The organism is Pengzhenrongella frigida, from assembly GCF_004168625.1.
GTDB classification, from domain to species: Bacteria; Actinomycetota; Actinomycetes; order Actinomycetales; family Cellulomonadaceae; genus Pengzhenrongella; species Pengzhenrongella frigida.
This window is the reverse complement of sequence record NZ_SDWW01000006.1, coordinates 96,241-109,479: the sequence shown is the minus strand read 5'-3', so window position 1 is coordinate 109,479 and position 13,239 is coordinate 96,241. Positions and strand designations below refer to the sequence as shown.

Annotated in this window: 11 protein-coding genes; 5 read left to right on the top strand and 6 right to left on the bottom strand. The window is 73.8% G+C overall.

Annotated elements, in window-relative coordinates; all coding sequences use genetic code 11:
- The first annotated feature begins 120 nt into the window (after positions 1 to 120).
- Entirely contained in the window at positions 121 to 1,482 is a 1,362-nt protein-coding gene (locus EUA98_RS03990; protein WP_130101369.1) for a PTS transporter subunit EIIC, read from the top strand.
- A 113-nt stretch (positions 1,483 to 1,595) separates the two neighbouring features.
- A complete protein-coding gene (gene ptsP, locus EUA98_RS03985; protein ID WP_130101368.1) occupies positions 1,596 to 3,308 on the top strand; it encodes a phosphoenolpyruvate--protein phosphotransferase in 1,713 nt (570 codons plus the stop codon).
- 14 nt (positions 3,309 to 3,322) lie between these two features.
- Here the strand turns inward: ptsP and EUA98_RS03980 are convergent, their stop codons facing one another.
- On the bottom strand, positions 3,323 to 3,583 hold the full coding sequence (locus EUA98_RS03980) for an HPr family phosphocarrier protein (RefSeq protein ID WP_130101367.1): 261 nt from the start codon (positions 3,581 to 3,583) through the stop codon (positions 3,323 to 3,325).
- Positions 3,584 to 3,698: 115 nt separating this feature from the next.
- Here EUA98_RS03980 and EUA98_RS03975 point away from each other — a divergent pair, with 115 nt between their 5' ends.
- From EUA98_RS03975 to EUA98_RS03965, 3 genes are all read left to right on the top strand, one after another.
- Positions 3,699 to 4,118, top strand: coding sequence for a globin (locus EUA98_RS03975; RefSeq protein ID WP_130101366.1), 420 nt, complete (start codon positions 3,699 to 3,701; stop codon positions 4,116 to 4,118).
- A 70-nt stretch (positions 4,119 to 4,188) separates the two neighbouring features.
- Entirely contained in the window at positions 4,189 to 5,109 is a 921-nt protein-coding gene (locus EUA98_RS03970; protein ID WP_130101365.1) for an acyl-CoA thioesterase, read from the top strand.
- On the top strand, positions 5,102 to 6,676 hold the full coding sequence (locus EUA98_RS03965; protein ID WP_130101364.1) for an SDR family oxidoreductase: 1,575 nt from the start codon (positions 5,102 to 5,104) through the stop codon (positions 6,674 to 6,676). Before EUA98_RS03970 ends, EUA98_RS03965 begins: the two co-directional genes overlap by 8 nt.
- On the opposite strand, the gene EUA98_RS03960 is transcribed toward EUA98_RS03965, so the two are convergent.
- The 5 genes from EUA98_RS03960 to EUA98_RS19670 form a co-directional block, all read right to left on the bottom strand.
- Positions 6,673 to 7,203 carry an acyl-CoA thioesterase gene (locus EUA98_RS03960; RefSeq protein WP_130101404.1) on the bottom strand — a complete coding sequence of 177 codons (531 nt, stop codon included), beginning with the start codon at positions 7,201 to 7,203 and terminating at the stop codon, positions 6,673 to 6,675. The genes EUA98_RS03965 and EUA98_RS03960 overlap by 4 nt on opposite strands.
- Positions 7,204 to 7,274: 71 nt before the next feature.
- Positions 7,275 to 8,870, bottom strand: a complete 1,596-nt coding sequence (locus EUA98_RS03955) for a GTPase (RefSeq protein WP_130101363.1) — start codon at positions 8,868 to 8,870, stop codon at positions 7,275 to 7,277.
- Positions 8,867 to 10,846 (bottom strand): GTPase family protein, encoded by a 1,980-nt coding sequence (locus tag EUA98_RS03950; RefSeq protein ID WP_165372707.1) that lies wholly within the window; start codon positions 10,844 to 10,846, stop codon positions 8,867 to 8,869. Before EUA98_RS03950 ends, EUA98_RS03955 begins: the two co-directional genes overlap by 4 nt.
- Positions 10,847 to 10,861: 15 nt before the next feature.
- Positions 10,862 to 12,544 carry an energy-dependent translational throttle protein EttA gene (ettA, locus tag EUA98_RS03945; RefSeq protein WP_130101361.1) on the bottom strand — a complete coding sequence of 561 codons (1,683 nt, stop codon included), beginning with the start codon at positions 12,542 to 12,544 and terminating at the stop codon, positions 10,862 to 10,864.
- A gap of 114 nt (positions 12,545 to 12,658) precedes the next feature.
- Positions 12,659 to 13,186, bottom strand: a complete 528-nt coding sequence (locus EUA98_RS19670; protein WP_165372706.1) for a single-stranded DNA-binding protein — start codon at positions 13,184 to 13,186, stop codon at positions 12,659 to 12,661.
- Between the last annotated feature and the right edge of the window lie 53 nt (positions 13,187 to 13,239).

Here is a 13,239-nt window from a genome sequence, read left to right as displayed (position 1 = left end):
AGTGTGCACCAACTGGTCCAGACAACTAGCGCACTCGTGAGCCGACGGCTCGGCGCGTCGGACCGGCGAGCGCCGGAAGCCCCGGCGGCGTGACCGCACACAACGAGGAGTGCCTCCACCATGACCGCCATCACCGCCGGCGAGGTCCGCGAGAAGCGGACCATCCCGGGCCTGGCCCAGCTCCAGCGCATCGGGCGCTCGCTCATGCTGCCCATCGCCTCTCTGCCCGTCGCCGCGCTCATGCTGCGCCTGGGTCAGCCCGACATGCTGGGCGCCGACGGCCTCGCCGGCGCCTGGGGCGACTGGCTCCTGCCCGTCGCCGCGACGCTCGCGGCGGCCGGGGACGCCCTGTTCGCGAACCTGCCGATGATCTTCGCGCTCGGCGTGGCGGTCGGCTACGCCCGCAAGTCCGACGGCTCGACCGCGCTGGCCGCCCTGATCGGCTACCTGGTGTTCAAGGGCGTCTCGACCGCCCTGTCGCCGTACGTGCTCGGCGAGGCCGCCGAGGGCGAGACCCAGCAGCTCATCAACTACGGCGTGCTCGGCGGGATCGTCATCGGCCTGATCGCCGCGCTGCTCTACCAGAAGTACTACCGGATCAAGCTGCCGCCCTACCTCGCGTTCTTCGGCGGACGGCGCTTCGTGCCGATCGTCACCGCCGGCATGGCGATCGTCGTCGCCGTCATCGGCGCGCTCATCTACCCGGCGTTCGACGCCGGCCTGACCGCGGTCGCCGAGTTCGTCACCGGCTCGGCCGTCCTCGGCGGCTTCGTCTACGGCACCGCGAACCGGCTGCTCGTCCCCGTGGGCCTGCACCACCTGCTCAACTCGCTCCCCTGGTTCCAGTTCGGCGAGTTCACCGACGCGTCCGGCAAGGTCTGGGAGGGCGACATCGCCCGCTTCCTGCACGGTGACCCGACCGCCGGCACGTTCATGACCGGCTTCTTCCCGATCATGATGTTCGCGCTGCCCGCCGCCGCCCTCGCCTTCGTGCACACGGCCAAGCCGTCCAAGCGCAAGGTCATCGCCGGGATCATGGGATCGGCCGCGCTGGTCTCGTTCGTCACGGGCGTCACCGAGCCCCTCGAGTTCTCCTTCATGTACGTGGCCTACCCGCTGTACGTGATCCACGCGCTCCTCACCGGGACCTCGCTGGCTCTGGTGAACGCGCTGGACATCCACGCGGGCTTCGGCTTCTCGGCCGGCGCCATCGACTACCTGCTGAACTTCCGGATCGCGCAGCAGCCCGTGCTGCTGCTGCTCATCGGGCTCGGGTACGGGGTCGTGTACTACTTCCTGTTCCGGTTCGTCATCGTCAAGTGGAACCTGCGGACCCCCGGCCGGGAGGTCGACGGCGACAGCGGCGCCAACAACTTCCTCGTCGACCAGCCCGAGGACGACGTGGTCGCCACGGTGGCGCCGAGCACGGACGCGACGCCCACCGGTTCGGGTGGCTCGGGCGGCTCGACCCCCAGGGCCTGACGGTCGGCCGGTGCGGGGGCCCGATCCCCGCACCGGCCCGCTGCTCGCCCTACGGTGGTGGTGACCGGCCCACCCGAACCCCGTGCCACCGAGCCTGACGAACCGAGGACCCCATGAGCACCAGCCCGGACGAGAGCACCAGAGCCGGCGACCAGCAGGTTCTCACCGGGATCGGCGTCAGCCCGGGCCGCGCGTCGGGCGTCCTCGTGGCCATGCCCGACGCCCTCCCGGAGCCCCCGGTGGGCGCGAGCCTCGGGGCCACCGACGACGCCGACGCCGCCGCCGAGCGGATCGCGGCGGCCTCCGCCGCGGTGCGCCGCGACCTCGAGCAGGCCGCGACCCGCGCGAGCGGAACCGGTCGCGAGATCCTCGAGACCACGGCCATGATGGCCGCCGACCCGACCCTGGTGAAGGCGGCCCAGCGCCTGGTGCGCACGGACCGGATCGACCCTGCCCGGGCCGTCTGGCAGGCGGCCTCGGTCGTGATCGACCAGCTCAAGAGCCTCGGCGGGTACATGGCGGAGCGGACCGGCGACGTCGCCGACGTGCGCGGCCGGATCGTGGCCGTCCTGACCGGCCGACCCGCGCCCGGCGTCCCGGACCCGGGGCACCCCTTCGTGCTGCTCGCGGTGGACCTGGCCCCGGCCGACACCGCCACGCTCGACCCGGCCCGGGTCGTCGCGATCATCACCAGCGAGGGCGGCCCGACGTCGCACACCGCGATCATCGCCCGCTCGCTCGGCATCCCCGCCGTGGTCGGCGCCGCGGGAGTGACCTCGCTCACCGCCGGCACCCTCGTGCTGGTGGACGGCGCGGCCGGGACGGTCACGCTCGACCCGACCGACGCCCAGCTCGCCCGGGCCGCCGAGCTGGCTGCGCGGGTGCGCACGTTCGACGGCACCGGGCGCACGAGCGACGGGCACCTCGTGCCGCTGCTGGCCAACATCGGCAAGCCGGCCGGCGCCCAGGCCGCGGCCGACGCGGGCGCCGAGGGCGTGGGCCTGTTCCGCACCGAGTTCTGCTTCCTCGACCGCGCCCAGGCGCCGACCATCGACGAGCAGGTCGAGCAGTACCGCCAGGTGCTCGCGGCGTTCGCCGGCAAGAAGGTCGTCGTCCGCACCCTCGATGCCGGGGCGGACAAGCCGCTGCCGTTCCTCACCAACACCGACGAGCCCAACCCGGCCCTCGGCGTCCGAGGGCTGCGCACCTCAACGCGCAACCCGGAGATCCTCGACGACCAGCTCACCGCGATCGCCCGCGCGGCCGAGGCCGAGAGCGCCGACGTGTGGGTGATGGCACCGATGGTGTCGACCGTGGCCGAGACCGAGGAGTTCGTCGGCCGCTGCCACGCGCATGGTCTGATGACCGCCGGGGTCATGGTCGAGGTGCCGAGCGCCGCGCTGCAGTCCGGGCCGATCCTCGCCCGCGCCCAGTTCGCCAGCATCGGCACCAACGACCTCACCCAGTACGCCATGGCGGCCGACCGGCTGCTCGGCGACCTCGCCGTGCTGTCGACCTCCTGGCAGCCCGCGGTGCTCCAGCTCATCGCGGCGACCTGCCGCGGCGGCGCGCAGCAGGGCCGTCCGGTCGGGGTGTGCGGCGAGGCCGCGGCCGATCCCGCGCTCGCCGTCGTGCTGGTCGGGCTCGGGGTCGCGACGCTCTCGATGAGCACGCCCGCCCTGCCCGACGTCGCCGCGGTCCTCGCCTCGGTCAGCGCGGACGAGTGCCGCCAGCTGGCCGAGCTGGCTCTGACGGCCGAGTCGGCCGACGGTGCGCGCGCTGCGGTGCGCGCGCACCTGCCCGTGCTCGACGAGCTGGGGCTGTAGCTCAGCTCGAGCGGTCAGTCCTCGGTCGCGAGGTACTCGGCGAGCACGGCGAGCGCCTCCGCGGCGCCCTCGTCGTCGGCCTGGAGCAGGACGACGTCACCGAACCCGGCACCGAGGGTCATCACGCCGAGGATGCTGTCGGTGGCGACCTGCTCACCGCCGACCTTGCCGATCGTGACCTTCGCGGACTGCTCACCGGCGAGCTTGGCGAACATGGCCGCCGGGCGCGCGTGCAGCCCTTCGGCGATCGCGACGGTGACACGACGTTCGAGCACGGTGGCCTCCAGGTGAGCCGACGACAACTTGTCTAGACCACCCTAGTGCCCCTCGTGCGCACGTGCACTCCCCCGGGCCCCCGGTCGCGCTCCCCCGGGCCGGCCCGATGCGAGAATGGCCGGTGTGGAGAGCACCCCGAACCCCGCCGCCCCCGACCCGAGCTCCCTGTACGCCGTGATCGGCGGGCACGACACGTTCGTGCGGCTCGTGGACGCCTTCTACGACGGCGTGGCGCAGGACGACGTGCTGCGCCCGATGTACCCCGAGGCGGACCTCGGCCCCGCCAAGGTCCGCCTGACGATGTTCCTCGAGCAGTACTGGGGTGGTCCCACGACGTACTCCGAGCAGCGCGGCCACCCGCGGCTGCGGATGCGGCACGCGCCGTTCCGGGTCGACGCGCTGGCCCGGGACCGCTGGCTGGCACACATGCGCACGGCGGTGGCCTCGCTCGGGCTCGCGCCGATGCCGCAGGCCCAGCTCTGGGACTACCTCGAGCGCGCGGCGCACTCGATGCAAAATTCCGCCGACACCTGAGTCGTGAATCACCGCCGGCCACGACGGGTTTCTGGCGTTCCGGCCGGGAGACTGTGTGACCCTTTAGCACATGACCGAACCCCTCACCCCGGACCCGATGGCCCGGCTGCTCGCCGCGCTCACCTTGTCGACCGACGGTGAGGACACGTTCTCCGGTACCAGCCTGAACCGGCCCGGCGGTCGGGTCTTCGGCGGCCAGGTCCTCGCGCAGGCGCTCCTCGCCGCCGGCCGGACCGTGCCCGAGGGACGGTTGCCGCACTCGCTGCACGGGTACTTCCTGCGGCCCGGCGACGCCCAGCTCCCGATCAGCTTCGGGGTCGAGCGCATGCGCGACGGCCGGTCGTTCAGCGCACGCCGCACGCACGCCTACCAGAACGGCCGGCCGGACCAGCCGATCCTGTCGATGATCACGTCGTTCCAGGAGGAGCAGCCGGGGTTCGAGCACTCCGACCGCATGCCGGCCGCCCCGCCGCCGTCCGAGCTGGGCTCCGCGCACGACCTGCTCGAGAACATCGACCACCCGCTCGCCCGCTTCTGGCTCCAGGAGAGCGCGTTCGACCTGCGCCACGTCGAGGCGTCGCTGTACCTTCACCCGGCCCCCGAGCAGACCGGCCGACAGATGCTCTGGATGCGCGCCCGGGGGGTCGTCCCCGACGACGAGCTGATGCACCGCGCCCTGCTGGCGTACGCGTGCGACGAGATCCTGCTGGAGCCGGTCATGCGTCGGCACAGCCTGAGCCTGACCACCCCCGGGCTGTCGGTGGCGAGCCTCGACCACGCGATGTGGTGGCACCGCCCCGCGCGCGTGGACGAGTGGCTCCTCTTCGTCCAGGGCACGCCGAGCGCCCAGGGCGGGCGGGGCCTGGGCACGGCCAAGGTCTACACCGAGTCCGGCTCCCTCGTGGCCAGCATCGCCCAGGAGGGCATGTTCCGGGTCCCCGAACCGCTGGGCGAAACCCAGCTCGTCGGACACACTGGCGGGCATGAGTGACGCTGCGGCACCGTTCTTGACCGGCTCCGGTGACGACTCCGGCGCGCCGACGCCGGTGGTGGTCACCCCCGACCTCGCGGGGGTCGCACCGCTGACCGTCGCCGTGACCGGGGTGACCGGGTACGTGGGCGGACGGCTCGTGCCCGAGCTGCTCGCCGTCGGGCACCACGTGCGCGCCCTGGCGCGCAACCCCAGCCGGCTGCGCGGACGCCCCTGGTACGGCGAGGTCGAGATCGTGCAGGCCGACGTGTCCGTGCTGGACGAGACGCGGGCCGCGCTCGAGGGCGTCGACGTGGCCTACTACCTCGTCCACTCCCTGGGCTCGGGGGCCAAGTTCGAGGCCCGCGACCGCGCCACCGCACTCACCTTCGCGCGCGCCGCCCGGGAGGCCGGCGTCCAGCGGATCGTGTACCTCGGCGGGCTGTTCCCCGAGGGCGAGGACCTGTCCCCGCACCTCGAGTCGCGACGGGAGGTCGGGGAGATCCTGCTCGCGTCGGGGGTCCCGACGACGGTGCTGCGCGCGGCGATCATCCTCGGCTCGGGCTCGGCGAGCTTCGAGATGATGCGCTACCTCACCGAGCGTCTGCCGGCCATGACCGTGCCGAAGTGGGTCGACAACCGCATCCAGCCGATCGCGATCCGGGACGTGCTGCGCTACCTGGTGGGCTCGGCGACCATGCCCGCGGAGGTGAGCCGCGGGTTCGACATCGGCGGGCCCGACGTCCTCACGTACCGCCAGATGATGCAGGGCTACGCGCGCGCCGCGGGCCTGCCGCGCCGCCTGATCGTCCGGGTGCCCGTCCTGACCCCCCGCCTGTCGAGCCACTGGGTCGGCGTGGTGACCCCGGTCCCGGCCGGGCTCGCCAAGCCGCTCGTGGAGTCGTTGATCCACGAGGTGGTCTGCGACGAGCACGACATCGCGACGTATGTCCCGGACCCACCGGACGGTCTGGTCGGCTTCGACCGCGCCGTGCGGCTGGCCCTCGAACGGGTCCAGGCGGCCACCGTGGACACCCGGTGGTCGTCCGCGTCCCTCCCGGGCGCCCCGAGCGACCCGTTGCCGAGCGACCCCGACTGGGCGGGCGGCTCGCTGTACGTCGACGAGCGCCGCACGGCCGTCGATGCCTCCCCCGAGGCGCTGTGGGCGGTGATCCAGGCGATCGGCGGCGAGCGCGGGTGGTACTCGTGGGCGTTCGCGTGGCAGGTCCGCGGCGTGCTGGACCGCCTCTGGGGCGGGCCGGGGCTGCGCCGCGGCCGACGGCACCCGCGCGAGCTCCGGGTCGACGACGCGGTGGACTTCTGGCGGGTCGAGGAGGTCGAACCCGGCCGCCTGCTGCGGCTGCGGGCCGAGATGCGCCTGCCGGGCCTGGCCTGGCTCGAGCTGCGGGTGGAGGACGACGGCGCGGGCGGCACCAGGTTCGCGCAGCGCGCGCTGTTCCACCCGCACGGTCTGGCCGGCCAGCTGTACTGGTGGTCGGTCGCCCCGTTCCACGGGATCGTGTTCGGCGGCATGCAGCAGGGGATCGCGCGGGCGGCCGAACGCGCCGAGGCGCCGCCGGCAGACTAGGTCGTCGACCCGCGCCGCCGGAGCTTGACCGCGTCACCGAAGTAGGGCGACCAGGACGCCCGCTCGGCGTCGGTCAGGCGTCGCGGCGACCCGGTGGCCGGGTCGACCAGCACGAGCGTGGTGGCCGCGCGCGCGTAGACGATCGGGGGCTCACCCTCCGGCACGTCGGTCGCCGGCAGATCGTGCTCCTCGGTGCCGCCCTCGCCGTCGTGCACCTCGTAGCAGACCTCCACGCTGGCCCCGCCGAGGTGACCGATCCACAGCTCGACGATGATCGGCGCACGGCGGTACCCGAGCGGGCGGAGGTACTCGATCTCCTGCCGCGCGACCAGCATCACCGTCTGCGAGCCCGGACCGGCGTCGATCACCGCCGTCGGCCAGCCGCCGTCGTCCCCGGGGTGCGGGTGGGCCCAGAACGCCGCGATCCGCGCCTCCTCGAGGACGCGGAACATCTCGACGTTGTTGATGTGCCCGTAGGCATCCATGTCGGACCAGCGCAGCTGGACCGGAACTCTGAGCCGGCTCATCCGGTCACTCCCCTGCGTCGTCATCGTGGTGGTGGTGGTCGTCACGTGCGTGGTCCGGTGGGGCGTGGTCGTCACAGCGCCGCCAGCCGGGACGCCGCCCGGCACCGCTCGAGCGCGCGCATCTCCTCGCTCACCGGCCGGACGAGCCGCTCGTCGGCCACCTGCCCGACGGCGGCGCGCAACCGCGAGCGGGCCCGTGCCGCCTTCCGACGGGCGCCCCACGTGCCCGTGAGCCGCGCACCCAGGGCGAGCAGGATCCCGGCGGCCGCACCGCCGAGGGCGAGCACCGTCGGTGCCGGCAGACCGAACCACACGGGCGTCGTCGGCTCGGGCAACCGGAAGTACGTCAGCAGGACGAGGCCCGCGAGCCACAGCAGCCCGGCGGCGAGCGCGGCGAGCAGCACCCACTGGATCGCCCCGACCGCGCGCCACCACAACGGGACCCGCTCCGCATCGAGCCGGGTGCCGGTGACGGCCTGGTCGAGCGCATCGGGCAAGGTCGCCGCCGCGGCGCGCGCTCGCGCACGCGCCGCCAGCGACCAGACCTGCGGAACTCCGGCGGTCGCGGTCGCGGTGTACTCCCGCACCGCATTGCCGGCCTGGGCCCGACCCGCAGCCCCGGGACCGGGCAGCGACGAGCGGGTGAGCTCGGGCCGCTCCGGGACACCGTCGAGGTGCAACCGGCGCAGCGGGTCGGGGCGGAACCGTGCCAGCCATCGGGTCGGCGGCCAGCCGGTGGCGGCGCGTGCCCGCCGGGCGGCCGACCGGCGCACGGCGTCGACCACGACCCCGACCCCCGCCGCGGTCTCGAACGCGGTGACGAGCTCGTCCCGCGCGGCCCGCCGGATCCGCGGGGGGACGCCCTCGCCGCACGCGGCCGCGATCTGGGCCGCCTCGGCCCGGATGTCGGCCACGAGCCGCGCGGTGGCTGCCACGCGCCGGCTCGCGGCCTGCCGGAGCAGCTCGCGCAGCTCGTCCAGGCCCTCCCCCGTGGTCGCGGAGACGGCCAGGACGGTGCCGCCGGCAAGGCCGTCCTCGGCCGCGAGCCGGCGCAGATCAGCAACGCACCGGTCTCGCTCGGCGGGCGTCAGCCGGTCGACCTGGTTGAGCGCGAGCACGACGACGTCCGCGTGGGTGGCGAGGGGCTGCAGGTAGCGCTCGTGCAGGGCGGCGTCGGCGTACTTCTGGGGGTCGGCGACCCACACGAACAGGTCCACCCGCTCCAGCAGGCGCTCGGCCCGCACCCGGTGCTCGACGACGACCGAGTCGTGGTCGGGCAGGTCGATCAGCACGAGACCGGTCGCTGCCTCGGCGGCCGGTCCGGCCAGGTGACGGCGTTCGTCGACGCCGAGCCAGTCCAGCAGCTCGGCGGCGCCGTCCGCACCCCAGACCGCGGCCGCGGGGAAGCCGGTGGTCGGCCGCCGCACGCCCGTCTCGGCGATCTGCTCGCCGGCGATCGCGTTGAGCAGCGAGGACTTGCCCGAACCGGTCGACCCCGCGAGCGCGACGACGGTGTGGTCGGGTGACAGCGCGAGCCGTTCGCGCGCATGGATCAGCGCGCGGCGGGCGGGTTCGAGGTCAACCGCGGGAAGGCGGCCCACCGCCGCCTCGACGGCCTCGTCCAGCGCGGCGACCCGCGCGGCGAGATCGAGTCCCCGCGTGGTCACGGTGCCTCCGGTCCGCGCGGGCGGCGGCGCCACCAGGGACGGGCAGGCAGCGCACCCCGGGCGTCGTCGGGCGCCGCGAGGCCGGCACCGCGCAGCCCACCGGCACCGGCACCGCGCAGCCCAGTCGTACCGCGCAGCGCACCGGCACCGCGCACCGCACCGGTACCGCGCAGCACGACCGGCTCGCCCGGCTCCGCGCTCGGCCCGCCGCCCAGGTCGGCGGTCGCCGACGCCGCTGCCGCCGCGGCATCCCGCGCTGCGCCCGCGACCCTGTCCGCCGCAGCCCGCAACGCCTCGCCGCTCGCCTGGGCGGTGCCGAGCACGTCGAGCTGCACCGTGAATCGGCGGGCCTGCCCGTCGAGGACGTCGCGGACCCGCACGGTGAGCCGGTCGGCTGCGGTGCGCGTGAGCTGGCGCACCGCGTCGTCGCCGAAGACCGCCTCGAGCAAGCGCTGGGCCAGCAGCGCCGAGCCGCCGGCGATCCCGATCTCGGCGCCGGTCAGGCCACCCGTCGAGGCGAACACGACGACCATGAGCGCGGCACCGAGCCCGTTCACCCCGAACGACAGCACCCTCGCGGTCGCCCGCTTGCCGGCGCCCTCCTCCCCCACCAGGGCGAGGACGTCGGACTGCCATGCGCGGATCTCGGCCGCGACCTGCGTGCGCAGATCGGCCGACCCGCTCGGCGGCTGCGGACCGGCGAGCAGCCCGGCGCCGGCCGGATCCGCACGCCAGGCCGTCTCCGCGCGATCGGCGGCCTCACCGGCGGCGTCGAGCACGACGGCCTCGAGCCCGTGCCCGATGGCGGCTGCGAGCTCAGGTTCCGGGGGGCGCCGCCCCCGCATCGCGGCCACCAGGCGGTCCCGGGCCCGGCCGACCCGGCTCTCCATGGCCCGGAAGAACTCCCCGGTCCCGACCACGTCCTGCCAGCGCGCGAGCACCTCGCCGCGCAGCATCGTGCCGTCCGACGTCGCCCGCAGCACCGTGGCGAGCGCGTCGTCGTACCCCGCCGTGACCATGGCGCGCAGGCGCCCGTCGGCCGCGCGCTGCGCATCGGCCGCGTCGGCGAGGACGGCCGAGCGCACCAGGAGGTCGGCGATGGCGCCATCACGCGTCCGGGCGATCGCGGCCGCCCGGGCGACGGCGTCGCCGCCCAGCGCGGTCAACCAGTCGGCCACCGGTGCCACCACGCTCGCCGGCAGGAGTCCATCGGTGACCGGGGCCTCCGCGACGAGGAGCACCGGGGCGCGCGCGAGCCCGTGCTCGGCGAGCATCTGGGCGAGGTGGGTGCCCACCGGTCCCTCGGTGCCGGGGTCCACGCGGTCGAGCACGAGGGCGATCTCGGTGCGCCGGCGGGCGGCGGTGAGCAGCAGGTCCCACGGGACGGCGTCGGCGTACCGCGCCGCCGTGGTGACGAACAGCCAGAGGTCCGCAGCACCCAGGAGCTGGGCGGCGAGCCGCCGGTTCTCCCGGACGACCGAGTCGATGTCGGGAGCGTCGAGCAGCGCCATCCCCGACGGCACCGCCGCGGAGGCCACGAGCCGCAGCGCACCGGCGCCACCGGCCGACGCGTCGGGGCCGGTCACGCGCGCGAGCCCGGGCAGCACCCGATCGCCCCGGAACCAGTCCGCATCCAGCGGGTGGTGCACCAGGACGGGGGCGCGCGTGGTCGGGCGGAGCACCCCCGCTGCGCTGACCACCTCGCCGAGGAGCGAGTTCACCAGGGTCGACTTCCCGGCGCCGGTCGACCCGCCGACGACCACCAGCAGGGGTGCCCCGATCGCCCGCACCCGCGGCAGCAGGTAGTCGTCGAGCTGGTCGAGGACCTCGGCCCGCTCGGTCCGCACCCGCTCGGCGTCGGGCAGGTCGAGCGGTGCCCGCACCTCGCCGGCGGCGGCCCGCAACCCCACGAGCGACGCGACGAGGGCAGCGGCCGCCTGCTCGGCAGACGCCGCCACCCCCTCGTCCTGCGTCACCAGGTCACGGGACCGTCAGCTGCGCGTGAGCTTGCGGTAGGTGACCCGGTGCGGGCGCGCCGCGTCGGGCCCGAGCCGCTCGATCTTGTTCTCCTCATACGAGGCGAAGTTACCCTCGAACCAGTACCAGTTCGCCGGATTCTCCTCCGTGCCCTCGTACGCCAGGATGTGCGTCACGACGCGGTCGAGGAACCACCGGTCGTGCGAGACCACCACGGCGCAGCCGGGGAACTCGAGCAGGGCGTTCTCGAGCGAGCCGAGGGTCTCCACGTCGAGGTCGTTGGTCGGTTCGTCGAGCAGCAGGAGGTTGCCCCCCTGCTTGAGGGTCAGCGCGAGGTTCAGCCGGTTGCGTTCCCCACCGGACAGCACGCCGGCCGGCTTCTGCTGGTCGGGGCCCTTGAAACCGAACGCCGCGACGTAGGCCCGTGACGGCATCTCGACGTTGCCGACCTTGATGTAGTCGAGCCCGTCGGAGACGACCTCGAAGAGGGTCTTGGTCGGGTCGATGCCGCCACGGTCCTGGTCGACGTAGCTGATCTTGACCGTCTCGCCGATCTTGAGATCGCCGTCGTCGAGGGGCTCGAGGCCGACGATCGTCTTGAACAGCGTGGTCTTTCCGACGCCGTTCGGGCCGATGACGCCGACGATGCCGTTGCGCGGCAGCGTGAACGACAGGCCGTCGATGAGCGTGCGCCCGTCGAAGCCCTTGTTGAGGTCCTTGGCCTCGAGGACGATCGAGCCCAGGCGCGGGCCCGGCGGGATCTGGATCTCCTCGAAGTCGAGCTTGCGCATGCTGTCGGCCTCGGCGGCCATCTCCTCGTAGCGCGCGAGGCGCGACTTGGACTTGGTCTGGCGGCCCTTGGCGCTGGACCGGACCCACTCGAGCTCTTCGCGCAGGCGGCGCGCGAGCTTGGCGTCCTTCTTGCCCTGGACCTGCAGGCGGGCTTCCTTCTTCTCGAGGTAGGTCGAGTAGTTGCCCTCGTACGGGTAGACCCGGCCGCGGTCGACCTCGGCGATCCACTCGGCCACGTGGTCGAGGAAGTACCGGTCGTGGGTCACTGCGAGCACCGCGCCGGCGTACTGCGCGAGGTGCGCCTCGAGCCAGAGCACGCTCTCGGCGTCGAGGTGGTTGGTGGGCTCGTCGAGCAGCAGCAGGTCGGGCTTCTCGAGCAGCAGCTTGCACAGCGCGACCCGGCGGCGCTCACCACCGGACAGGATCGACACGTCGGCGTCCGGCGGCGGGCAGCGCAGCGCGTCCATGGCCTGCTCGAGCTGGGCGTCCAGGTCCCAGGCCTCGGCGGCGTCGATCGCCTCCTGCAGCTCGCCCATCTCGGCGAGCAGCGTGTCGAAGTCGGCGTCGGGCTCGGCCATCAGCTCGGAGATCTCGTTGAACCGGTTGAGCTTGCCCTTGATCTCGGCGACGCCCTCCTCGACGTTGCCGAGCACCGTCTTGGACTCGTTCAGCGGCGGCTCCTGCAGCAGGATGCCGACGGAGTAGCCCGGCGACAGCCGCGCCTCGCCGTTGGACGGCTGCTCGAGCCCGGCCATGATCTTGAGGATCGTGGACTTCCCGGCCCCGTTGGGCCCGACGACGCCGATCTTGGCGCCCGGGAGGAAGTTCAGGGTGACGTCATCGAGGATGACCTTCTCCCCGTGCGCCTTGCGCGCCTTGTACATGGTGTAGATGAACTCAGCCACTGGGTAATCGTCCGCCCTGCAAATTGAAGGATGGGGGTCCGCCCGCCCGGTCGGGGGCGGGCGGTCGTCTGTGCCCCAGCCTAAGTGATCACCGCCCGACGTTCGGCGGCCCGGTCACGGCACCCCCGCGAGGTCGTCGTTGAGGTCGTCCGTGAGGTCGTCCGTCAGCACCGCCCGAGCCGGCTCGCCGACGAGCGTCGACTCGTCGGCCGGGTCACCGGGCGGCTCGTCGGTGGCGTCCTGCTGGTCGGCAGCACCGCCCGCCGCGACGTGCACGGTCCGGGCGAACTTCGCCTCCCCGTAGGTCAGGTCGGGACCGATCGCGGCCGCTTCGAGGACGAGCGTGGTCCGCGGCCCGTCGGGCCCGGTCCACTCCTCGGTCACCAGGCGCCCCTGGACGATCACCGGGTCCGACTTCCGCAGCGAGGCCGCCACGTTGTATGCCTGCTGCCGCCAGGCCTTGACCGTGAACCACTCGGTGCGCCCGTCGACCCACACGCCGGCGGCCCGGTCGAAGTAGCGCCGGGTGCTGGCCATCCGGAAGCTCGTGAAGGCGGTGGTGCCGGCACCGGTGCTGGTGTAGCGCTTCGGCTCGGTCGCCACCCACCCGACCAGCGTCAAGATCAGCTCGTTCGTGCTCATCGTTCCTCCTCGCTCGCGACCGACCCGTGTCGGCCCGTGAGGGCGAGGGTGCG

What these genes read in the sequence shown, in the direction of transcription:
- EUA98_RS03990 (WP_130101369.1), top strand. Translation starts at nt 121, where the DNA reads ATGACCGCCATCACCGCCGGCGAGGTCCGCGAGAAGCGGACCATCCCG.
- ptsP (WP_130101368.1), top strand. Translation starts at nt 1,596, where the DNA reads ATGAGCACCAGCCCGGACGAGAGCACCAGAGCCGGCGACCAGCAGGTT.
- EUA98_RS03975 (WP_130101366.1), top strand. Translation starts at nt 3,699, where the DNA reads ATGGCCGGTGTGGAGAGCACCCCGAACCCCGCCGCCCCCGACCCGAGC.
- EUA98_RS03970 (WP_130101365.1), top strand. Translation starts at nt 4,189, where the DNA reads ATGACCGAACCCCTCACCCCGGACCCGATGGCCCGGCTGCTCGCCGCG.
- EUA98_RS03965 (WP_130101364.1), top strand. Translation starts at nt 5,102, where the DNA reads ATGAGTGACGCTGCGGCACCGTTCTTGACCGGCTCCGGTGACGACTCC.
- EUA98_RS03960 (WP_130101404.1), bottom strand. Translation starts at nt 7,203, where the DNA reads ATGAGCCGGCTCAGAGTTCCGGTCCAGCTGCGCTGGTCCGACATGGAT.
- EUA98_RS19670 (WP_165372706.1), bottom strand. Translation starts at nt 13,186, where the DNA reads ATGAGCACGAACGAGCTGATCTTGACGCTGGTCGGGTGGGTGGCGACC.